The sequence below is a fragment of the Halomonas sp. Cn5-12 genome, from assembly GCF_021532545.1.
Taxonomy (GTDB): domain Bacteria; phylum Pseudomonadota; class Gammaproteobacteria; order Pseudomonadales; family Halomonadaceae; genus Vreelandella; species Vreelandella aquamarina.
This window is the reverse complement of the sequence record NZ_JAKGAY010000005.1, coordinates 50,185-70,807: the sequence shown is the minus strand read 5'-3', so window position 1 is coordinate 70,807 and position 20,623 is coordinate 50,185. Positions and strand designations below refer to the sequence as shown.

20 protein-coding genes are annotated in these 20,623 nt (G+C 59.0%); 7 read left to right on the top strand and 13 right to left on the bottom strand.

Annotation, left to right across the window (positions count from 1 at the left end):
• Window positions 1–11: 11 nt before the first annotated feature.
• Window positions 12–1,952 carry an exoribonuclease II gene (locus tag L1249_RS04680; protein ID WP_137093241.1) on the bottom strand — a complete coding sequence of 647 codons (1,941 nt, stop codon included), beginning with the start codon at window positions 1,950–1,952 and terminating at the stop codon, window positions 12–14.
• A gap of 180 nt (window positions 1,953–2,132) precedes the next feature.
• Here L1249_RS04680 and L1249_RS04675 point away from each other — a divergent pair, with 180 nt between their 5' ends.
• Window positions 2,133–2,930, top strand: a complete 798-nt coding sequence (locus L1249_RS04675; RefSeq protein WP_235253419.1) for a Cof-type HAD-IIB family hydrolase — start codon at window positions 2,133–2,135, stop codon at window positions 2,928–2,930.
• Between the two features lie 240 nt (window positions 2,931–3,170).
• On the opposite strand, the gene L1249_RS04670 is transcribed toward L1249_RS04675, so the two are convergent.
• Genes L1249_RS04670 through L1249_RS04655 form a run of 4 tightly spaced genes read right to left on the bottom strand, consistent with a single transcriptional unit; the run spans window position 3,171 to window position 6,764 of the window.
• Window positions 3,171–4,208, bottom strand: coding sequence for a YcjF family protein (locus L1249_RS04670; RefSeq protein ID WP_058576926.1), 1,038 nt, complete (start codon window positions 4,206–4,208; stop codon window positions 3,171–3,173).
• The gene (locus L1249_RS04665) at window positions 4,205–5,593 is read right to left on the bottom strand and encodes a YcjX family protein (protein ID WP_137093201.1); all 1,389 of its coding nucleotides are present in this window, start codon (window positions 5,591–5,593) and stop codon (window positions 4,205–4,207) included. The genes L1249_RS04670 and L1249_RS04665 overlap by 4 nt, the downstream gene beginning before the upstream one ends.
• A gap of 49 nt (window positions 5,594–5,642) precedes the next feature.
• Window positions 5,643–5,834: a hypothetical protein gene (locus tag L1249_RS04660; RefSeq protein WP_044627821.1), complete on the bottom strand. Its 192-nt coding sequence runs from the start codon at window positions 5,832–5,834 to the stop codon at window positions 5,643–5,645.
• A 60-nt stretch (window positions 5,835–5,894) separates the two neighbouring features.
• The gene (locus L1249_RS04655; RefSeq protein WP_058576923.1) at window positions 5,895–6,764 is read right to left on the bottom strand and encodes a D-hexose-6-phosphate mutarotase; all 870 of its coding nucleotides are present in this window, start codon (window positions 6,762–6,764) and stop codon (window positions 5,895–5,897) included.
• 117 nt (window positions 6,765–6,881) lie between these two features.
• On the opposite strand from L1249_RS04655, the gene L1249_RS04650 reads away from it, so the two are divergent.
• The 4 genes from L1249_RS04650 (at window position 6,882) to L1249_RS04635 (ending at window position 11,744) form a co-directional block, all read left to right on the top strand.
• Window positions 6,882–7,124, top strand: coding sequence for a GlsB/YeaQ/YmgE family stress response membrane protein (locus tag L1249_RS04650; protein ID WP_044627819.1), 243 nt, complete (start codon window positions 6,882–6,884; stop codon window positions 7,122–7,124).
• A 181-nt stretch (window positions 7,125–7,305) separates the two neighbouring features.
• Complete coding sequence (locus L1249_RS04645) at window positions 7,306–9,771, top strand: DUF1266 domain-containing protein (RefSeq protein ID WP_137093199.1); 2,466 nt, start codon at window positions 7,306–7,308, stop codon at window positions 9,769–9,771.
• A 105-nt stretch (window positions 9,772–9,876) separates the two neighbouring features.
• Complete coding sequence (locus L1249_RS04640; protein WP_044627934.1) at window positions 9,877–10,512, top strand: C40 family peptidase; 636 nt, start codon at window positions 9,877–9,879, stop codon at window positions 10,510–10,512.
• A gap of 41 nt (window positions 10,513–10,553) precedes the next feature.
• A complete protein-coding gene (locus L1249_RS04635; RefSeq protein ID WP_054645190.1) occupies window positions 10,554–11,744 on the top strand; it encodes an MFS transporter in 1,191 nt (396 codons plus the stop codon).
• Here L1249_RS04635 and L1249_RS04630 read toward each other — a convergent pair.
• The 5 genes from L1249_RS04630 to L1249_RS04610 are packed head-to-tail and all read right to left on the bottom strand — an operon-like array spanning window position 11,709 to window position 16,538.
• Window positions 11,709–12,344 carry an ABC transporter ATP-binding protein gene (locus L1249_RS04630; RefSeq protein ID WP_054641195.1) on the bottom strand — a complete coding sequence of 212 codons (636 nt, stop codon included), beginning with the start codon at window positions 12,342–12,344 and terminating at the stop codon, window positions 11,709–11,711. The genes L1249_RS04635 and L1249_RS04630 overlap by 36 nt on opposite strands.
• Complete coding sequence (locus L1249_RS04625) at window positions 12,337–13,158, bottom strand: ATP-binding cassette domain-containing protein (protein WP_058576921.1); 822 nt, start codon at window positions 13,156–13,158, stop codon at window positions 12,337–12,339. Before L1249_RS04625 ends, L1249_RS04630 begins: the two co-directional genes overlap by 8 nt.
• 29 nt (window positions 13,159–13,187) lie before the next feature.
• Window positions 13,188–13,985: an ABC transporter permease gene (locus L1249_RS04620; protein ID WP_058576920.1), complete on the bottom strand. Its 798-nt coding sequence runs from the start codon at window positions 13,983–13,985 to the stop codon at window positions 13,188–13,190.
• The gene (locus L1249_RS04615; RefSeq protein ID WP_058576919.1) at window positions 13,978–14,964 is read right to left on the bottom strand and encodes an ABC transporter permease; all 987 of its coding nucleotides are present in this window, start codon (window positions 14,962–14,964) and stop codon (window positions 13,978–13,980) included. Before L1249_RS04615 ends, L1249_RS04620 begins: the two co-directional genes overlap by 8 nt.
• Window positions 14,955–16,538, bottom strand: a complete 1,584-nt coding sequence (locus L1249_RS04610) for an ABC transporter substrate-binding protein (RefSeq protein ID WP_058576918.1) — start codon at window positions 16,536–16,538, stop codon at window positions 14,955–14,957. Before L1249_RS04610 ends, L1249_RS04615 begins: the two co-directional genes overlap by 10 nt.
• A 106-nt stretch (window positions 16,539–16,644) precedes the next feature.
• Between L1249_RS04610 and nikR the strand changes: the two genes are divergently transcribed.
• Window positions 16,645–17,067, top strand: a complete 423-nt coding sequence (nikR, locus tag L1249_RS04605) for a nickel-responsive transcriptional regulator NikR (RefSeq protein ID WP_044627811.1) — start codon at window positions 16,645–16,647, stop codon at window positions 17,065–17,067.
• 46 nt (window positions 17,068–17,113) lie between these two features.
• Here nikR and L1249_RS04600 read toward each other — a convergent pair whose 3' ends face one another.
• The gene (locus tag L1249_RS04600; protein WP_044627810.1) at window positions 17,114–17,596 is read right to left on the bottom strand and encodes an FKBP-type peptidyl-prolyl cis-trans isomerase; all 483 of its coding nucleotides are present in this window, start codon (window positions 17,594–17,596) and stop codon (window positions 17,114–17,116) included.
• A 177-nt stretch (window positions 17,597–17,773) separates the two neighbouring features.
• Here L1249_RS04600 and L1249_RS04595 point away from each other — a divergent pair, with 177 nt between their 5' ends.
• Window positions 17,774–18,052: a hypothetical protein gene (locus L1249_RS04595; RefSeq protein WP_054641193.1), complete on the top strand. Its 279-nt coding sequence runs from the start codon at window positions 17,774–17,776 to the stop codon at window positions 18,050–18,052.
• 137 nt (window positions 18,053–18,189) lie between these two features.
• Here L1249_RS04595 and L1249_RS04590 read toward each other — a convergent pair whose 3' ends face one another.
• Window positions 18,190–18,657, bottom strand: a complete 468-nt coding sequence (locus L1249_RS04590) for a glycine zipper 2TM domain-containing protein (protein WP_054641192.1) — start codon at window positions 18,655–18,657, stop codon at window positions 18,190–18,192.
• Window positions 18,658–18,929: 272 nt separating this feature from the next.
• Window positions 18,930–20,528, bottom strand: coding sequence for an isocitrate lyase (locus L1249_RS04585; protein ID WP_044627807.1), 1,599 nt, complete (start codon window positions 20,526–20,528; stop codon window positions 18,930–18,932).
• Window positions 20,529–20,623: the final 95 nt, after the last annotated feature.

Below are 20,623 nucleotides of genomic sequence, written 5' to 3'. Positions count from 1 at the left end.
GTTGGCTGCGTTTAGTCAGCAGGTTTGGCGACCAGCGATCGTGTCTCTTCACGGGCTTCCGTGAGTGATACGCGCAGGCTATCGCCCAGCTTGAAGCGCTCTTCGCCTTCGATCTGAATGCGGCCCTCTTTGTCATCGATGACCACTTTATCGCGGTCACTGTGCATCAAGGGGGCAGGCACGAACGCCGTCGCGCCGTTTTCTATCAGGCGAACCCGCATACCGCCACGGTTGATTGCCATGATTTCGGCGTCGAAGGTGTCCTGATTCTGCGCCGCCGGGGTCAGGTAGCGCACGTAAAGCCAATCTTTCACGTCGCGCTCGGCCATACGGTTCAGACGGCGGCGCTCGGTGAGCTGCTCGGTGAGCTGCTGGCTGGCTTCTGCCGGAGCCTGCTCACCCTTCAGCACGCGCTTGATCAAGCGGTGGTTGACCATATCGCCATACTTACGAATCGGCGAGGTCCAGGTGGCGTAGGCGGGCAGCCCCAGGCCGAAGTGCGGGCCAGGCTGAGCCGACATGCTGGTGAAGCCCTGGAAACGGCGCAGGCGCGCATCCAGCCAAGCGTCGTCGCGGCTTTCAAGCGCACGCTTCAGCTCCTTATAGTGGGCAAGCTCGGTAAGTGCTTCCTGGGCCACTTCGATGTCTTGAGTCGCCAGGAACTCTTGTGCCGCTTCAGCTTTTTCCGGCTCGAAAGCGCGGTGTACGTTGAAGATTCCGTGGCCGATATGGCTAGCCAGGAAATCCGCGCAGCAGGCGTTGGCAGCAATCATCGACTCTTCGATCATACGGTTGGCAATGCGGCGGTCTTCGGTATGAATCCCCAGCACGTTGCCCGCTTCATCCAGATCAAACACGTAATCAGGACGATCTTTAAATACCAGCGCGTGCTCGTTGCGCCACGCGGTACGCGCTTCGGTCAGCTCACGCAGGGCGTGTAGCTGCTCGGCAATATTATCTGCCGGTGCCCAGTCGCCTTGACCTTCAATCCAATCAGAGACGCGCTCGTACACTAGCTTAGCGTGGGACTTCACGTTGGCCGCGAAGAAGCGGTAGTCGCCCAGGCTGCCGTCGGCGTTAATGTTCAGCGTGCAGGCCAGGGCAGGGCGCTCTTGGCCTTCCCGCAGCGAGCAAAGATCATCCGCCAACTGCTCGGGCAACATGGTCACGTTCTGGCCCGGCAGGTACACGGTAAATGCACGGACGCGGGCTTCCAGGTCAGCAGCGTGGCCCTCTTCCACATAAGCGGTGGGGTCGGCAATCGCCACGCTCAGCTGCCAGCCGCCTTCGGGACGGGCCACCACATGTAGGGCATCGTCCATGTCTCGCGTCTTTTCGCCGTCGATGGTAAAGAAGGGCTGTGCGGTGAGGTCTTCCCGCGTCAGTCCCTCGTCGCGTAGCGGCCAATCGCTGCCGGCATCCGGGCACTCTTGCTCCAGCGCGTGGCGAGCAAGCGTCACGCGCCACGGCACGGCGGGGTCGTCGGCTTTGGCCACCAACTCATCGATCTGGGAGAAGAAGCCGCGGTCGTTCTCTTTTAGCGGGTGACGCACCAAACGCGCCACGACCCAATCGCCGTCGGCAATGGAGTCTTCATCCAGGCTATTTTTGATGCGTGCTTTTAGAACGTTGCGAATCGAGGGGTGATCCGGCACCACCGCGAGGCGGCCTTCGCGCTTTTGCACGCGAGCAACGAAGCGGTCTAAACCGGCTTCAATAAGCTTTTCAGGCTCAACCGACTTTTTATCGCCGTTCTCGTGAATCACGGCTTCCACACGGTCGCCGTGCAGCACCTGTTTCATGGCGGGGGGCGGCACGAAATAGGATTCGCCGCTATCAGTTTCAAGAAAACCAAAGCCTTTTTCTGTGGCTTTGATCACCCCTTCAGCGCGCGGGGTGGTTTCACGGATCTGTTGCTTGAGCTGGGCAAGCAGGGAGTTGTTTTGAAGCATGTGTTCAATCAGTTGGCGAGAGTAGGTTGCCACTATACGGATTCCCACTGGCTGCGCCAATCGTTGCCCCTGGGGAAGTGGCGACGGCGACGGCAGGTCAATGACTTACTTACGGTTGGCTGAATCGGTTAAGCTGAGCGAACTGCAACGTTACTCTGCTAACGCACAAGGAGCGCTTTGATGACCCCTCGCCTGATCGTTTCCGACCTTGACGGTACGTTGCTGGGCAGCGACCACCGGTTACATGACAGCACCGTGGAGGTGCTCCGAGAGTTGGTTCGGCAGGGGCACCACCTGGCGCTGGCCTCGGGCCGCCACTACCACGATATGCGCGTCTTCCGCGATGAGCTGGGCGTGCCTGCTCACCTGATTAGCACCAACGGGGCTTACACCCACGACCCAGACGATGGCTTGGTTAGCGCGTCGCACCTTAACCCGGATCACGCTCACGCGCTGATTCATTTACCCCGGCCGCCACAGGTGCGCCTCAACCTTTACCGCGAAGCGGGCTGGCATGTGGACGCCGAAGCGCCACACCTGCTTTCACTGCACGCCTCGACGGGCTTTCGCTATGAGGTCGTGCCACCGGAGCAGATGGACGTCAACGGCGTAGGTAAAGTGCTCTATTTGGGCGACCCGGATGCGCTGGCAGAGCTGGAAGCTCAGGCCCAAGCGGCGCATGGCGATGGGCTGCACATTACCTACTCCACGGTGGACTCGCTAGAGATCATGGCGGGCGGAGTGAATAAAGGCGTGGCGCTCGCGGCGTTGCTGGAGTCGCTTGGGCTCACCGCCGCCGACTGCCTAGCCTTTGGCGATAACCTCAACGACACCGAAATGCTCACCTTGGCAGGCGAGGCCCAGGTGATGGCCAACGCTCATCCGGCGCTGTTCGATCGCGTGCCAGAAGCCCGGCGGATCGGCCACCACGGCGAAGCAGCGGTGGCGTTATTCCTGAAGCAGCGCTTTGGGCTTTAGCATTTGTCGCTGTCATTTTCGCTCTGCCACCTTAGTCGAGAGCCGCTTGTGGTAGGCGATACGCTCCACCATCATCTAGCCCCTAAAACGATAATAACCTTCAGGAGTGGGGCGAGCTTGGCCTGCTAGGTGACTTAAATGAAGTGGCGGATGCCGAAGGCTGGAACGACCTGTTACAGCCGGTGGTTCTGGGTCTACGGCCCGAGCACTTCAGCGAAGAGGATGTGCGGCTGAGCGGTATTAATCGCGGTGACGCGCGGCGGGGGCGGGCTCTTTGTCGAGCCGCTTGATCTGCCGCCAGAGGTCTTGGCGGAGGTCGGCTAATTTGGGCTGCTCCTCTGGCGTGAACACTACGGGGCGGCACAGCCGCTGGGCACGCAGTCCCAGGCGGGCGCTCAGCAACCCGGTCGCCAAGCCCTGGCCTGCTCGCGCCGAAAGGCGGCCTGCCAAGTCCAGCGAGAGCATGTCCATGCTGGCATCGGTAGCCAGTTCGCTGGCGCCTGCAAACGCCATGTTATGCAGCACGTGGCGAAATAGCCGCAGGCGGCTGGCGTAGCCAAGTTCCAGGCCGTACAGGCGGCTTAGCCTATCCACCATGGCAAGGCTGCGCCACGCCACCAGCGCCATATCCACCAGGGTTAGCGGGGAAACCGCTACCATGATGGCGGTTTCCCCCGACATGCGCGTAATCAACCGCTGAGCTTCCCGATCACGAGGGGCTAGCAGGTGGTAGCGCAGCAGGGTTTGAATCTCTTCACCGCTATGGTGAGGCTGGCACGCCCGCTGAAAGGCCAGCCAGTGCGGGTCGTCGTTGCTCAGTGCAAGCTGCTGTTTTAACTGAACGGCCATCGCCTGGGCCTGCTGGCTGGAGCGCTGGGGAAGCTCGGCTAGGTTGGCCCGCAGTTGGTCGTGCCGCTTTAAGCGCCGCAAACGGCCCAGCTCCTTGAGGAGCGATACGCCGCCCAAGCCAATCAGGCTAATCCCAAACAGCTGCCACGCCATCGCCATCCACTGGGACTGGGACAGCGCGTCAGGAATGCCGGTTGCCAGCTCTACCGTGCCGAGTGTGGCACCGCCTGCCAAGGCGAACATTAACCCCCAACGGCGCTTGCGGGGCGCGCCAAGGGTCTCTTCCGGCAGCGCTTTGAGTTCGGCTTGGGTCGCCAGCGGCTGGTGTGATTCAGTCGCTGCAAAGCGTTCATGCTGGCGCAGGGTTTCCTGGGTAGGTTCGGGCGGCGCTTCGGTTTGGAAGTCGCGGCGGGGCTGAGGGTTGCTCATGTCAGTTTGTCTCCAATCAGCCAGTCAATCGCGGCGTCCATACGGATGTGGGGCAGTGCCTCGCTATCGGCGGGCCTCGGGCGGAAGCTGGGGAAATCAAACCCTTGCTGCTGCCAAAAATCGGCTTTGGGCAGGCGGCTGGGCACATCGCCGGGGTACACCAGCACGTCTTCACCTTCTAACGTGGTGCCTTTCAGCGCTGGTGTTCGCTTGCCATCATGAAGCACTTCGCGGGCCTCGGTGGCGCGAATGGCCGCCAGCGACAGCGCTTTCACCGGGATATCGGCAAAGCGTAAGTCTTTCAATGGCTCCGCCAGCAGCGCTTCTAACAGCTGCACCACGTGGGTGTGTTGGTCGGGCGTCACGTGGTCCGCTTTGGTAGCGGCAATGGCGAGGCGGTCAATTTTGGGAGCGAACAATCGGGTCAGCAGGCTGCGCTTGCCGTAATCAAAGCTCTTCATCAGCTGTTGCAGCGCACGGGAAAGATCCTCGAAGCGCTCCGGCCCGGCGTTAAGCGCGCCCAACACGTCTACCAGCACAATCTGGCGGTCAAAGCGGCGGAAGTGGTCGCGGTAGAAGGGGCGCACCACCTGCTGCTGATAGTAGCGAAAACGCGCCGCCAGGGTGGCGTAGAGGCTCGATTCGGGCAGGGCGTCGAGGGTTTCTTTGGGAGTATCTAATCCGGGCAGCGGGAAGAACTGCAGCACCGGTGCGCCATCCAGCTCGCCGGGCAGTAAAAAACGCCCCGGCTGCAGGTCAGAAAAGCCCGCCTGCTTGGCGCGACGCAGGCCCAATGCGTAGGCCTCGGCCAGCGTGGCGAGCTGTGCTTCATCGGCTTCTGCCGTAGGGTCTAGCTGCTCTGCCTCGGTCAGCCATTCGCTAAACAGTGCCCGGCGGTGTGGGCCTTCGTGCTGAGCTTGGCTCTGGCTCCAGCTGTAGAAGTCGTGCTGGAGCAGCGGCAAATCCAGCAGCCATTCGCCGGGGTAGTCGAACAGGTCCAGCGTCAGGTGAGCGATATCCGGCGTAAACCAGCCCTGCTGGGCAGGGCGGTAGCGCAGCTGTAAACGCAGCTCGCTAATGCCGCGGGTGGGCTCGGGCCAGCGCGGCGGTGTATCTCTCAGCGATGCCATGCCGGGGTCATAAGGGAAGCGTGGCACGCCTAAGTCCGGCTGATTTAAACGCTGCGCGCCTAGCAGTCGACCTTCACGGGCAACCGGTAGCAGGTCTAACTGTGCTTCTACGCCTGCATGGCGTAGTTGGTTCACCAGCGAGGTTAAAAACGCCGTTTTACCCGCTTGCGAAAGGCCTGTCACCGCCAGCCGCAGCTGCCGGTCTCGGCTTCGCTCTAACAAATTGCTCAATTCGCGGCTTAACGGCTGGCGCATCCTGTCGCTTCCTTCATCGGGTGGGGCATCTTGGCGAGGTGGTGGAACGTTAGCGCTGCCACATAAAGACAAGTTGAGAGAGCATGGGCAGGGTCGCAATGATAAAACCGACGACCGCGAGGCTATAGCCGGGCCAGCGGCGCTGCATTTTTTGTGCAAGCGTTAAGCCAACCAAGCACACCACCATACCGATCAGGTTAAAGGCAAGCGTGGCTGCTTCCAGCCATTGTTGTGGATCCATCGTCGCTCCTTGGGGGTGTATCAATGGCTTGATCATAGCAAAGCCTTGATGAACCGATCATTAACCGCGGCTTATTGTCGTCCCTAGCAGGTGCTGTGCCCCTGGTACTAACCAAACGGGGTCAAGGCGAGTATTGGCGGCTTCAACGCATAAAAAGTGTTTGGCGGCGTCGGCGGGTGTGTCGCTGGGCAGGTCGCTATCCGGGTGCCAGACCACCGTGGAGTCGCTGGACTGCTTACCGATGCGCAGCGTGCGCTGGCCGTCGTTGAGCAGCACCGCTTCATTGGTGTGATAAATACGGTCGACCGGGCCACGAATCGCCAGCGTGCCCTGTTGCTCAGATTCCGCAAAGTCACGCAGCTTATCCAAATAGCGCGCGCCTGCTAGGCCTTCTAAGCGGCATTGATGCACCTCATTAACGGCCAGGTAGGTATGCAGTGCGCCGCTGGTTTTGATCGGAGCATCGCCAATGTTTTCGCTGATGATCTCAACGTTTAGCCGCTGGGCGTTGGCTTGAATGACCACGCGGGCGGTGAGCTGGCTATGCAGACACTCTTCCGGCGAGAGATGGACCTCGATGCCTTCGGCGTGGTCGTCAACGGCGTCCAGACGCCACATGGCGTGGCGGGCAAGCCCATGGAAGGGGCCGTTACGCTCGGGGCTTTCGTCAGCGTAGCGCTCGTCGGCAAACCAGGGCCAGCAAAGCGGAATGCCGCCACGAATCGCGCCCGGCAGCGCCTGCGGCGTTGGCGTTACCCATAGCCAGCCAGTGTCGTTTGTTGGCTGAAAGTGCAGCACCTGTGCGCCTTGCAGGCTAATGACCATTTCCCCCCAGGCCATGTTGAAGAGTGCGACGTCACGGCCCTCCCAGGTGGCGCGTTGATGACCATCAACATGGCTAAGTAGCTGTTTAAGGGAGTCGGGAATCATAAGAGGATCCTTGTGGGAAAAGGCAACAAATGGGCAGAACAGTAGCGCCGTGTGCTATGGTAGGACAAGCATAGATGGAAGGTAAAACCCCAAGCTGAGTGAAACCAAGGAGGTAGTATGGGCTTTATTGCGTGGTTAATCATTGGTGGTTTAGCTGGCTGGATTGCTGGCAACATCATGCGTGGCGGTGGTTTTGGTATTTTAGGCAACATCGGCGTGGGTGTGGTTGGCGCGCTCGTCGGGGGCTTCTTATTTAGTTTGCTGGGTTTACAGGCGGGTGGCTTTATCGGCTCGCTGGTCACGGCAACCGTGGGGGCGGTGGTCTTGCTATGGGTCATTAGTAAAGTCAAAAGCGCTTAGCGCACGCTGCTCTTTGCGGTAATCGCTGCCCGGCCTTTGTGCCGGGCAGCGCTGTTTTGTGCGGCTGCTATCGGTCTTGGCAGCAGATTCCGTTACACTATGCCGCTTTTGGCGGCCTCGTTGGTCTGCTCTGGTTGGTTATGGCTTTTATTGATCGCTTTCTGTTTCTTCGAGGTGTCTTTTGTTCGACGCACTAAATGCCTGGTGGGCTCAACAGCTGGTGCTGTGTGATTGGGCTTTTACACCGCACCCACTGGCGGTGGATGCGGTCGCGGCGGAGCAACGCCTGCTAGAACTGGGTATTACAGATCGTGGCGCGTTGGCAGACCAGCTGTTTTTTGCACTCGGCGCACCGTCAGGCAGCGCCGATCAGCTGTTGGGCGCGCTGGAGTGGGCAGCACTCGCCGGGGCGGCGGGTTGGCTAAGCCAGGCTCAGGCGACGAACTGGGCACACCACTTAACACGGCGCATCACTTCTGACTACAGCGATCAGCGAGCGTGGCTGTCGGATCTACGTCGTGCGCTGGGGGGCAAAGGTTGGGAAACTGGCGCAGATGACCGTTTTATCGACGCCTGCCAAGCATTGGCAGATCTAGAGAGTGAAGGTGAAGGTATCACATGGCAAACCCTGGATACTGAGCTAGCGCAACGCCCTGCACCGGCTTCGTTATGGCCGCAAGCCCCAGAAGCTCAGCCTTGGCGGTTGGGCGCGCTGTTTCGCCCAGTGGTGAGCTACCCGGCTAGCGCCGCCGACTGGCCCGATGCCAGCGAGTGGTTAGGGCACATCTGGCAAGTGTATGACCGCGAGCAACTATTAGAAGTGATGCTATGGCTAAGCGCCCAGGGTGAGCGCCAGCGCTGGGATATTGAAGCCCGCGAGCTGCTGACCATGGATCGCGCCCAGCGCCAAGAGTGGCAGCGGGGTGCGGTGAAGGATGCTCCCTACGCGCCCGTGCTCACTGCGTTCGTCAATCAGGGCGAGCCGTTGGAGTGGGCCGCCTGGGATTGGCTGCGGTTAGTAGAGCTCGCCTGGGCTGGTGCTTGCTGCGGCTGGCTAAGCCAGGCGGAAGCGGACGACCTAGCGGCCCATGCGGCTGACCTCATGGGTCGTCGTTACCACGACTGGCACGCAGTACTGAAAGCCTACATGCGCGGGCAAAGCCTGTTCGAGGGCGTTGATCGCCGGGGGATGACACCCAGCGCCCGCCACAAGCTGTTAATGCACGCTGCCCATAGCCCCTGGAAGCACTCGCTGGGTGCGTTACTGGACGAGCCGACTCGCCAAGCCTCGCGTACGCGTATCAAAGCGTGGCGCAACACGCCGCACCATTGGCTGCTCGCCTTGGCTGGCGTACGCGAGCCGGATGTCATGCTGCGTCAGCTCAATCCCTCGGCCCCGATTGCCGAGCAGCGCCGCGCTGATGCCGCCGTCTACCTACAGGATTCACTTGGCCTGCATGCGGATGAAGGCCATCAAGTGCTGGCGCGCTATTGGCTACCCGCCCAGGCGCACCATCTCAACCAGCTGGCTGCGGATGCCGCCCATGGCGTATTGCCACCGTCGCAGACGCGCTTTGGTCAGCCGACCCTCGATGAGCTCAAACAGCGCAACGCGGTAAAAGGCGTGAGCCGCCACGCCGCGACAATTCACATGGCCGAGAAGTTTGCCTTCTACCTGCACATGGCCCTCGATAGCGGCCTGTTCGAGCGCGAACCGCTCATGCAGCACGCCAGCGCCCTACGGAGCTGCCTATGCCGTTTTTATGCGACTCCCAAGCGCCTGCTAGAAGCCTGGTTTGCCTGGGAGAGCTGCCTGCCGGAGCCAGAGCACGACTCGCTCATTAATGAAATTGCTTGGCACCTGGAAGACCACGGCAGCCTGTTCCACTGGCTAGATTGGCGGCCAGGTGCGTGGTGCGAACCGGGTGAGAGACCTACATTGACCCACTTCACGGCGATGTCGCTGGTGGGGCCGCTGAACAGTGCGGTGTGGAGCGAGCCACAGTTGGAAAGTCCTCGTGAGTGCGCCGACATTCGCGAATGGGTAGAGAGCCACTATCACCTCTCTAGCGCCGACGACATGCAGGAGTTTTTGACCTTCATGTTGGAGGCGGGAGATCGGCAGGAGTACCAGATCAACTACGCGCCCTACACGCTGAACCCGGAGCGGTTGGCGGCTGAGATCGCTATATTGGAGTCCGGCGACTGCGGTGAAGAGGAGCGTCACCACTTGTTGCGCCTGCGCCGTGTGAGTACCAATGAAGATGATTGTAATGACGTGGACATGGCCGCTTGGGACATTGCCCAGCTCGTGGATCTTGCCATTGCGGCACGTCAGCTAGGTTGGCTCGACAAGTCAGCATTCGCGAACGTGCTCGACCGCGCCTATCAGTTGGCGGCGGATCATTACTCGGGTTGGCAGGAGTATGCGGCGGGCATGTACGCAGGGTTTTCGTTTTTTATGGGCGACACCCCGGAACGAGAGAGCTTCTTGGCCGGTTTTCGTCAAGCGCTGGTGGCTTGGTTATGCGGCGCGCCAGTGCTGGCCGGCCCCTGGGCAAGTCTGGATTTTCCGGGTAACAAGCCGCGGCATTTTGCGCCGTTGCATATCGACACGTTGCCGGGTGATCAACGAATCTTACATTAGACTCGCCAAGCATAGGATAACTAGCTTATAGTCCAGGGGTTGTAAAAAATGAGTTTTCTCATGCTTGGTTTTTTTCAATTTCCATTTTGTTACGAGGTTAATCGCATGGTTGCGTCGCCACACCCCGCTGTGACCGCTGTCCGTGTTGTAAGTGTTTGTGTCGTCGTTGCTTTGTTAGCTGGCTGTGCAGGCTCTGCCTCACGCCAGGACATGGAAGCCCCCGAGAATTATTTCTCGATGTCGCTTCCTGGCATGGAGGGAGTCACTCCCCAAATGTCGCCCGTTGATCCTATCAGTGCTCACCTGCGTAACCTGCAGACGCCCCCGCCAACGGTCGTTCGCCAAGCGCTGTTAGAGCAGCATCAGCGGTGGGCAGGAACGCCTTATCGGATTGGGGGGACGACGGATCGAGGGATCGACTGCTCTGCCCTGGTAAGAAACGTTTTCCGCGATACCTTTGACGTTGAGTTACCCCGTTCTACCCAAGATCAAGTGCATGAGGGACGCCCGATCGACCGCCAAGAGCTGCAGGCGGGCGATCTGGTTTTCTTCCGCCCACCCGGACGCTACAACCACGTGGGCATTTACGTCGGCAATGGCTATTTTCTCCATGCGTCCACGTCGAAAGGCGTGATTATTTCCAGCCTGGATAATAGCTACTGGCAGCGCTACTACTGGCAGTCGCGTCGTGCCCTAGAGCCGACCAATCTGGCCCAGCTCAGCAGTCGTTATACGCCGTAAGTGTCGGCCGTGCGCGTCGGTCAACATTGGAAAGGCCATCAATGATTGAAGCAAAAACGCGCGCCTGGTGGCGCGCGACGGCGGCCCTATGTTTAGGGTCGTTTTTGGTGTTTATTAACCTGTATGTGCCGCAACCGTTATTGCCGGGCCTGAAAGAGGCTTACGGGGTTTCCACCTTAGGCGTCAGCCTGCTGATGTCGGTATCTACGCTCTCTTTGGCCTTGGCGCTTTTGGTGTTTGGGCCGCTCTCCGATGCCATTGGCCGCGAAGGGATTATGCGTATCACGCTGCTCCTGGCGGGTGGTTTGTCGCTCGCTTTAGCTTTTGCTCCTACCTTCGAGAGTTTATTGTTTCTGCGCTTGCTGCAAGGCTTCGTGCTCGGCGGCTTGCCCGCCGTAGCGATTGCCTGGATGGGGGACGAGTTCGATAAAACCGCCTTGCTGAGTGCCGTGGGGCTTTATATTGGGGCCAATTCGTTAGGCGGTATTAGCGGGCGTATTGTTGGGGGCGGGGCGGCGGCCATTGGTGGGCCTAGCGCTGCGTTTCTCGCGGTGGGTGCCATGACCGTGGTGGGCTGTATCATTTTTTGGCGGCTACTGCCCAATAGCCAAGCCTTTACGCCTAAGCGCTTTCAATTACGCCAAGCGGTGGGGGACCTGCTCGGCCATTTACGCTCGCCGGTGCTGCTCGCTGCCTACTTCCTTGGCGGCATTAACTTTCTGATTTTTATTAATCAGTACAACTATATTACTTTCCGTTTGGCGGATGCGCCATATCAACTGGCGGCCAGTGGCCTGGGGCTGATCTTTCTCACCTACCTAGGTGGCACCTTTGGCTCGACAGTGTCGGGCAAGTTGGCGGGGCGCTTTTCCCCCGCCCGCTGCATAAGTGCGGGCATTGTGATTCTCATGTTAGGCACCGCCATCACCCTGGCGGACTCGCTGGCGCTCATCATCCTCGGCTTAACCATTAACGCCTTCGGCTTCTTTATGGCGCACTCATTGGCGTCTAGCTGGGTGGGGCGCTACGCCCAAGGGGCACGGGGCAGTGCCTCGGCGCTCTACCTAGTATTTTACTACCTCGGTGCCAGCATTGGCGGTTTTTGGCTGGAGCCTTTCTGGCGCTGGACGCAGTGGCAGGGTGTGGCGATAGGCTCGTGGCTGCTGCTGTGCGTGACGTTGGCCATTGGTGTTGGCTTATGGCGCTTTGAGCGCCGTGCTGCTAATACGTAAGCTGCCACCTGCCAGATGCCACTGTTGATGGCACAGCCGGTTGAGTAGTGCTGTGTCGTGACTAATCACGATGACGCCAAGCTGATAGTGTTCAGTGTGCGCTTTAAGCGCCTGCCACAGCGACAGCTGAGTGATGGGGTCCAGCATGGTGGAGATCTCATCGGCCACCACATAGCGGACGCCGGGGGCGAGGGCGCGCAGCACGCACACCCGTTGTAGCTCGCCGCCGGAGAGTGCGCTGGGAAAGCGCTTTAGCCATTCATCTTCAATGCCAAACGCCGCCATCAGCGTATCTGGCGGTGTCCACGCTTCCCTTAATATCTTTCCTACCCGCCAGCGCGGATTCACCGCCAATTCAGGCGACTGGGGCAGCCACTGCACTGGCCGCAGCCCGCGTGTGGGCAGCGGCGAACCATCTACCTGAACACTGCCTTGGGAAGGCGTTAGCTGGCCTGACAATAGCTTGCCAAGCGTTGATTTCCCCGATCCAGAGTCACCGCTGATTCCTAACCACTCACCGGGCGCAAGGCGTAGGGAGATATCCGCCAACAGCGGCGTGCCTGCCGCAAAGTGGAACGATAGCTGGTGGGTTTCAAGCAAGCGCTGGCTCCTGATGCGTCGGATGGAAGGGGTGTGTGCTGAACGCGTTATCCGGTAGCGCCTGCCACAAGTCTCGCGCATAGCAACTCATAAGCTGCTCGCCCTGGCCTTGGAAAGCCTGGGCCGGTGCGGTTTCCAGCGCTTGGCCCTGGCGAATCACGGAAACCCTGTCGGCAATGGTAAGAGCATGGCGCAGATCGTGGGTAATCAGCATCACCGCTTTGCCCTCTAGGGCGATAGCTTTTAGTGCTGCCAGCACACGGTCGCGCTGGTTGGGGTCAAGGCCTACGCTGGGCTCATCGGCAATCACCAGACGTGCGTTGCTCACCTGGGCCATAGCGATGAGCACCCGCCGCGCCATGCCGCCTGACAGCTCGTGAGGGTAGTGGGTAGACGCGTGGCTAAGCTGATAGCGGCTCAATAGCTCATCGGCGCGCTGATGGGCGGCTGAGCGACCAAATCCTGCCCGTTGGGCCGCCCAGCGTACCTGATGCTGGCTGCGGGCGAGCGGGTCAAGAGCATTCAACGATTGAGGAATGAGCGCCAACTGATGCCCCCTCAGCTGCCGCTGGCGCGCTGGTGTTAAGTCCTCCCCCTGGAAGCGCAGCTCTCCTGCGACCCGCGCCGCTTGGGGCAGTAGCCCCATAATGGCGTAGGCCAGCAGGCTTTTACCTGCGCCTGACGCACCCACCACAGCATGCACTTCGCCCGGCTGAAGGTGCAGCGAGAGCGACTCGATACAGGTGGTCCACTCCCGTCGCCACCAGCGGGGGTAGTAGGGGAGTTGCAGGGTTAGCCGGTCAATGGTCAGCATGGCAAGCTCCTTGTTAAACATCGCGATCTTTACAGCGCTTTGCGCAGCATCGAGGCGAAGCGTTCAATCGCCAGTACCATCAGCAGTAAACCCAGCCCAGGAAACACCCCTAGCCACCAGTAGCCGCCGGTAAGGTAGCGCATGGCGTCGGCCAGTAATACGCCGATGGCGGGCTGGGTAGGGTCTAAGCCAACGCCTAAAAAGGTCAGGGCCGCTTCATGCAAAATGGCGTGGGGAAACAGCAGCAGTGCGCCGACCAAGCAGTGAGGCAGCACATGGGGCAGCAAGTGGTACCAAACAATAAATCCTTGGCGTTTGCCAAACCCTTTCGAAATCGCCACATAAGGGGAGTTTCGCAAGCTGAGTAGTTCGGCTCTGAGCAAGCGGGCAAGGCTTGGCCAGTGGGTCAGCGCAACAGCGATAATGACAGCCTGGGTGCCGCCGCCCAGGGCAAAGGCGATCAGCAATAGTAAAATCAGGTGTGGCACGCTCAGCAGCGTATCAATCAGTAAGCTCACCAGCGCATCCAGTATGGGCGAGAGCATGGCGAGACTCGCCAAGCTTAAAGCAATCAGCGTGCCCAACAGTGCCGCGCTCAGCCCTACCCCAAAACTCAAGGCAAGCCCCGCCAGCGTGCGGGCCCAAAGCTCACGCCCTAGGGCATCGGTGCCCAGCCAGTGCTCGGCGCTGGGAGGCATGAGGCGGGCCTCGAACTGCATGTGCAGTGGGCTATCTCCCAGCCATAGAGAACTGCTGAGCAACAGTAATACCAGCAGGCCAAACACACCTGCATAGCCTGCTGCGACCAGGCGCGGCTGGCTATTCATTAGTGCGGTCCCGTGCGATACGTGGGTCGGCCCACTGGTAAAGGCCATCGGCGATGAGGTTGCCAACACTCACAAATAGCGCGGTAAATAGCGCTATGGCGAGCAGTAGCGGCACATCGCTTCGCAAGCCAGCGGCGACGGTCGCCTGCCCAAGTCCTGGGTAAGCAAAGACTTGCTCAACCAGAAGGGAGCCGCCAAATAGCTCGCCGAGAGAGGCAAACGCCAAAGTGACCGCTGGCAGGCTGGCGTGGCGCAGACCGTGGCGCCAGGCGATATCGAAACGGCTGGCGCCTTGGGCAAAGGCGTGCAACGCGGTATCCGAGCGCATAAACGCCGCCATCTTGGCCCGGGTATGTAGCGTGATGGTGGCAACGCCTAACAGGGCGAGGGTGAGAGTAGGTAAAAGAAGATGGTGCAGCTGCGTGAGCAGCGTTACTTCTTGGCTCAGCACGCCCGTGGGCCCTGCGCAGCAGGTGGGGGTCCAGCCCAAGGTGACGGAGAAAAGTAGCAACGCCAGCATGGCGAGCCAAAACGTGGGCGTCGAAGCAGTGATATAAGCATAGCCGCTGATCAAGCGGTCCAGCAGGGAGCCCTCTTTGCTTCCTGCGGCGATGCCGAGTACTACGCCAAGTATCAGCGAGAGCAGCCAAGCGCTCAACAGCAGAAAAAACGAGCGCTGGAAGCGCTGGTTAATGACGTCGCTCACCGGCTGGTTGTAGATATGGCTCCAGCCAAGCTCTCCGCTAAGCAACTGTTGCAGCCAGTGGTGAAACTGCACACTGGCCGGGGCGTTAAACCCCCAGCGTTCGGCAATCAGCGTGCGCTGCTCAGGGCTGACCTGGGCCATTTGCGGGCCAAGATAGGCATCCACCGGGTCGATGGGAGATAGCATCATTAGCCCAAAAGAGACCGCTGCGACACTCAGCAGTACCAGCAACAGCCGAAGTAGGCGGCTCGCTAGCCAAGCCGTTAATCGCACGTCCAGCGCCACTCAAGCAAGTTGGCGGTGACCGGCCAGCCGTGGCCGTGAGGGGCAACGCCCAGTTCGCCCAGGTCGAGGCAGCGGTTGGTGGCATACACGTGGGCAAGGTTGACCATCCAGGCCCAGCTGGTGTCTCCCTGTACCCCATAGCCGGTATCGCCGTCCCATTGGGCGGCTTGCCAATGCTGATTGGCTTCTTCGGTGTTAGCCGCCGCTTGGGCGGCATCCAGGTGTTGGTCGACCGCCTCGTTGGCGTAGTAACCACTGTTGTAAAAACCGAACCCAGCATGCTCGCTATGAAAGAGGTAGAACACTTCCTGCGGGCTATGGCTACCAAAACCAAACACAATGGCATCTTGATGGAGGGCTTCCCGCTGAATCTCGTCCCAGTGGCGGCCAGTGGGCTGCATCTCAATGCCGAGCGGCCGCACCATCTCGGCACTCACTTGGGCTAGCTGTTGGCGCGTGGCGTCGCTGGAGGGGTACGTGAGACGAAAGCGTGCGGGCTGGTCGCCTTTATAGCGCAGTCCGTCCTCCTCTTGGCGCTCCCAGCCTGCCTCCTTTAGAAGCGTATTCGCACGGGCTAAATTCGGCGCTGCCACTTTCTCGCCTTCTTGGCTCCACGGAAGGCCGTCCGCTGGCCCAAAGGCCGGGCGTCCAAAGCCGTTGAGTGCTACGTCCACCAACGTTTCTCGGTCTAAGGCTAGATTCACCGCTTGGCGAATAGCGAGATCAGCCGTGACGTTATTCCCGATGGGCGCGCCGTTGGCCGCTTGCTCGCCTTCATCAGGCTGCATGGGAAACAGAATGCCGCGGTTGTCCACACTGTTCATAATGACCCGCTGCATCTGCTCAGGGATGTTCTCTGCCAGCGCTGGTGGCACCGCAGCGAGATCCACCTGGCCTGCGTGAGCTGCACTTAGAGTGGCGGCTTCATCGGTAAACAGAAACACCAGACGCTCGAAGACCGGCGCGGGGCCGTAAAAGTAGGGGTTCCGCTCAACAATCAGCTGCTCACCCTCTTGCCACTCCACTAACCGGTAAGGGCCTGACCCCAGCGGCTGCCTGCCATACTCGTCGCCATAGCCGTTTTCTCGCTCGGCGTTGGGCACGATACCCAGTGTCATCAACTGGTCGATAAAAGTGATGCGCGGTGTTTTGAGCGTCAGCTCAACCGTATTACCATCGATAGCACGGGCGCTTTCCAGTGCGCTGAGATCGGCACGGCCACCTGCCTCAGCAGCAGCATTAAAGGTGAAGGCCACATCCTCAGCGGTAAGCGGAGTATTGTCAGAAAAGCGTACGTCCGTACGTAAAGTCAGCGTCCAGGTCAGGCGATCTTCAGAAAGGGACCATTCTGTGGCTAGGCCTGGTTGTGGGGTTAAGTCCTGGCCACGGGTAAGCAGCGTAGACTGAAATAGAGGGCTGCCGTACTGACCCCAGCCCAACAGCGGATCAAACCCTTGCTCCGGCTCACCACCAATGGCAAGCACTAGCTGGTCTTTGGCCAACGCTGGCGCGCTTAGCGCTACGCATGTGGCTGCGAGAGCCAGTATGATAGGGCGACGCATGGGACACCTTTTTCAGGCTATTGGTATGATGTTTTTACAATAACATCATACTAATAGCACTGGAAGTTGCGGCAACGCACAACATCAGACCAGTGAAGGAGAGGGTATGCAGCGGGTAACGGTAACGCTGGATGAGGAGCTGTTAAGCGAGGTCGATGCGCTGATGGCGCTGCGCGGCTATCAAAATCGCTCAGAGGCCATTCGTGACTTGACCCGCAACGGGTTAAAGCAGGTGAAAGAGGAGGTTGCGCCCAATGCGCCGTGTATGGGAGCGCTGGTGTATGTGTATGACCACGCGGCGCGAGATCTCTCTAAGCGCCTGACTCGTCACTCTCATGACCATCACGATTTAACGCTCTCAACGCTGCATGTGCATATCAATCACGATAGCTGCTTGGAAGTCGCACTCTTAAAGGGGCAGGGGAGTGCACTGAAGCAGTTTGCCGATGAGGTAACATCATCGCGTAGCGTGCGTTATGGCCAACTTGTGTTGATTCCAGAAGAGTCAGCATCACATAGCGGCCATTAAAATAAAAAGGGCGGCCCATTGGCCGCCCTTTGTGGCATGCAAGAGCTTAGTGCTCTACGCCGCCTTCGCCGTGCACGTGGCCGTGCTCGGCTTCTTCCTGGCTTGCTTCGCGTACGGTCGCAATTTCAACGTCAAAGTTGAGGTGCTGACCCGCCAGCGGGTGGTTGCCATCAACCACAACGGTGTCGCCTTCAACTTTCTTGACGGTAACCATGAGCGGGCCGCCTTGGGTTTGCGCTTGGAACTGCATACCTGGCTCAATGCTTTCAACACCTTGGAAGGCATCACGCGGTACTTCTTGCAGCAGCTGCTCTTGAACTTCGCCGTAACCCTCTTCAGGGGAAACTTTAACGTTCAGTTTGTCCCCAGCAACACGACCTTCAAGCTCTTTTTCCAGGCCTGGGATGATGTTGCCAGCGCCGTGGAGATACGTCAGCGGCTCGCGGCCTTCAGAACTGTCTAGCACCTCACCTGCATCGTTGGTCAGGGTGTAGTGGAACGCGACAACCGAGTTTTGCGCAATTTGCATTGAATAACCTTTCGGTGAGTGCATGTCCCAACATGGTAACGCGTGTGGGCCAGCTTGTCAGGGGGTAAGCGGGCTTTTTCCACCTCCACGCCTTTAGCGCTATTGCGCCGGGGGGTGTGCAGGGATACCCTACAGCAATTAATTTTTCTCTTGAAATAACACTCACCGGAGCCTGTTATGACTATCTTCTTAATTTGGGTTATCGCCTTTGTACTGATTGCTTATTTTGCTAATAAGCGTTGGGAAAACGGCGTTAGCCAGGGGCTAGATAAAATGCTGCCAAGCGTGCTGAAAACCCATGGCGGCAACCGCTATTTGTGGGTGGTTGCGTTGGCCGTATTGGGTGCTACAACTTTGATTCGCCCTGTAGATGTGCTGCTGGTGGCGATTTTGCTCGCGGTGATTGCATTGGTAGTGATGAAACTTGCCAACTGGGCAAGCAGAATAGCCCACTAAGTCGCGCCATCGAGTCCACTCCTGGGTTCGAATCGTCAAATAGCTGAATAAACAACAGCCCGGCCAAATCGGCCGGGCTGTTGTTTTGACGAGCCGCGACGCGTATAGCGTCGGGCGAATAGTGGGCACCTCTGGTGCTAGTAAGGCGCAACGCTCAGGTTGGCACCGCTGCCAATCAAACGAACCCGTTGGCCTGCTTGGTACTGACGATCGGCGCTTTGCACGACGACCACATCCGTCCCATCATCACGACGAATTTCCATTTCCAGTGCGTTGATCCGGTTGGCGCGATCTTCTGCGGCCGTACCGGCAACGGCACCGCCCAAGGCACCAGCAACGGTGGCAAGCTGACGGCCAGAACCGCCGCCAATTTGGCTACCCAGCAGGCCACCAATCACGGCGCCGCCGCCACCACCCAGCAAATTGCCGGTGCGGCTATCGGCCTGAATTTGCACGGGGCGAACGGCCACGATGGTGCCATAGCTGACGCTCTGCCCCGTTTGCGCTTGGTTACCACGGTAAACATCGCCGGAGTAGGGCGCGGTATTGGCGCAGCCAGCCAGTGTCAAAATGCTTAACGCGGCAACAGGTAGTAAACGTTTCATTAAAACCTCCAGTGGGTATCAGCATCTATGGCCGTGAATCGGTCGCAAGGCGTTGCGTACAATTTATTTTAGAACAGCGTTCGTTAAAAGATAACGGAATCGTACAGCTTTGACCAGCCATCCAGAAAAAAGGTCATAAAGTAAAGTGTAGACAGGCATTAAGAAAGCAGTGTGCAAAAATTTTGCACGCGTTTGGGTTAATTGCAAAGTATTAAACGGAAGGCAAAAAACAGGAGGCCGAAGCCTCCTGGAGGTATTGCGAGTAAGGTTGATTAACCGAACTGATTCATGGTGTTGTCTTTGCCGCCCGCTTTCAGCGCTGCGTCGCCATGGAAGAACTCTTTATGATCGTCACCGATGTTAGAACCTGCCATGTCCTGGTGCTTAACAGTGGCGATACCTTGGCGGATCTCTTGACGCTGCACACCTTCCACATAGGCCAGCATACCTTCGTCGCCAAAGTAGCCCTTAGCCAGGTTGTCGGTAGAGAGCGCTGCGGTGTGGTACGTGGGCAGTGTAATCAGGTGGTGGAAGATACCTGCTTCGCGAGAGCTATCGCGCTGGAAGTTACGCGTCCACTCGTCGGCCAATTGACCAAGTTCGGTGTTGTCATACTCCACGCTCATCAGCTTGTCGCGCTGGTAAGCCGAGACATCCTTGCCCTCTTTCTCCCAGGCATCGAAGACCTGCTGACGGAAGTTGAGCGTCCAGTTGAAGGAGGGCGAGTTGTTGTAGACCAGCTTGGCATCCGGCACCACCTCGCGGATACGGTTCACCATGCTAGCAATTTGGCCAACGTGGGGCTTTTCGGTCTCGATCCACAGCAGGTCGGCACCGTTTTGCAGGCTGGTGATGCAGTCCAGCACCACGCGATCTTCCCCCGTGCCCGGCTTGAACTGGTAGAGACCCGAGGCTAAACGCTTGGGCTTGACCAGCTTGCCGTTTTGCTTGATGACGACGTCACCGTTGTTGATGTCTGCCGCGTTCTCGATGACGTCCCCATCCAAGAAGCTGTTGTACTGGTCGCCCAGGTCGCCCGGCTCGTTGGTGACGGCGATCTTCTGGGTCAGGCCAGCGCCCAGAGAGTCGGTGCGGGCTACAATCACGCCATCTTCTACGCCCAGCTCCAAGAAGGCATAGCGCACGGCGTTGATCTTCGCCAGGAAGTCTTCGTGGGGAACGGTGACCTTGCCATCCTGGTGGCCGCACTGCTTCTCGTCGGAGACCTGGTTTTCGAGCTGGATACAGCAAGCGCCCGCTTGAATGAATTTTTTGGCCAGTAGGTAGGTGGCTTCGGCGTTACCGAAACCGGCGTCGATATCGGCAATAATCGGCACGATATGCGTTTCGTAGTTGTCGATCTTGCTGATCAGCTCTTGCTCTTTAGCGCTATCGCCTGCCGCCTTGGCGTCGTCCAGGGCGCGGAACAGGTGGTTGAGTTCCCAGGCATCCGCTTGCTTCAAGAAGGTATAGAGCTCTTCGATCAGGTGCGAGACCGAGGTTTTCTCGTGCATGGATTGGTCGGGAAGCGGGCCGAACTCGGAGCGCAGGGCTGCCACCATCCATCCAGAGAGGTAGAGGTAGCGGCGTTTGGTGGTGCCGAAGTGTTTCTTGATCGAGATGAGCTTTTGCTGACCGATGAAACCGTGCCAGCAGCCCAACGACTGAGTGTACTGGGAGGTGTCGGCATCGTAGGCGGCCATGTCGTCGCGCATGATCTTGGCCGTGTAGCGAGCGATGTCCAAACCGGTATGGAAACGGTTTTGAGCGCGCATACGGGCAGCATATTCAGGTTTGATGGCTGACCACTTGCCGCCTTGGGCTTCGCGAAGGTGGGCCATGGCTTTGATATCGTCGAGCAGTCCTGTCATGAGCTGATTCCTCCAGAGTTATCGTCGTTCGCACGTTAGCTTGTTCTTATGCTGCACCTGCGAGATAGATTCCAGCATTATTCAAATTCGCGACG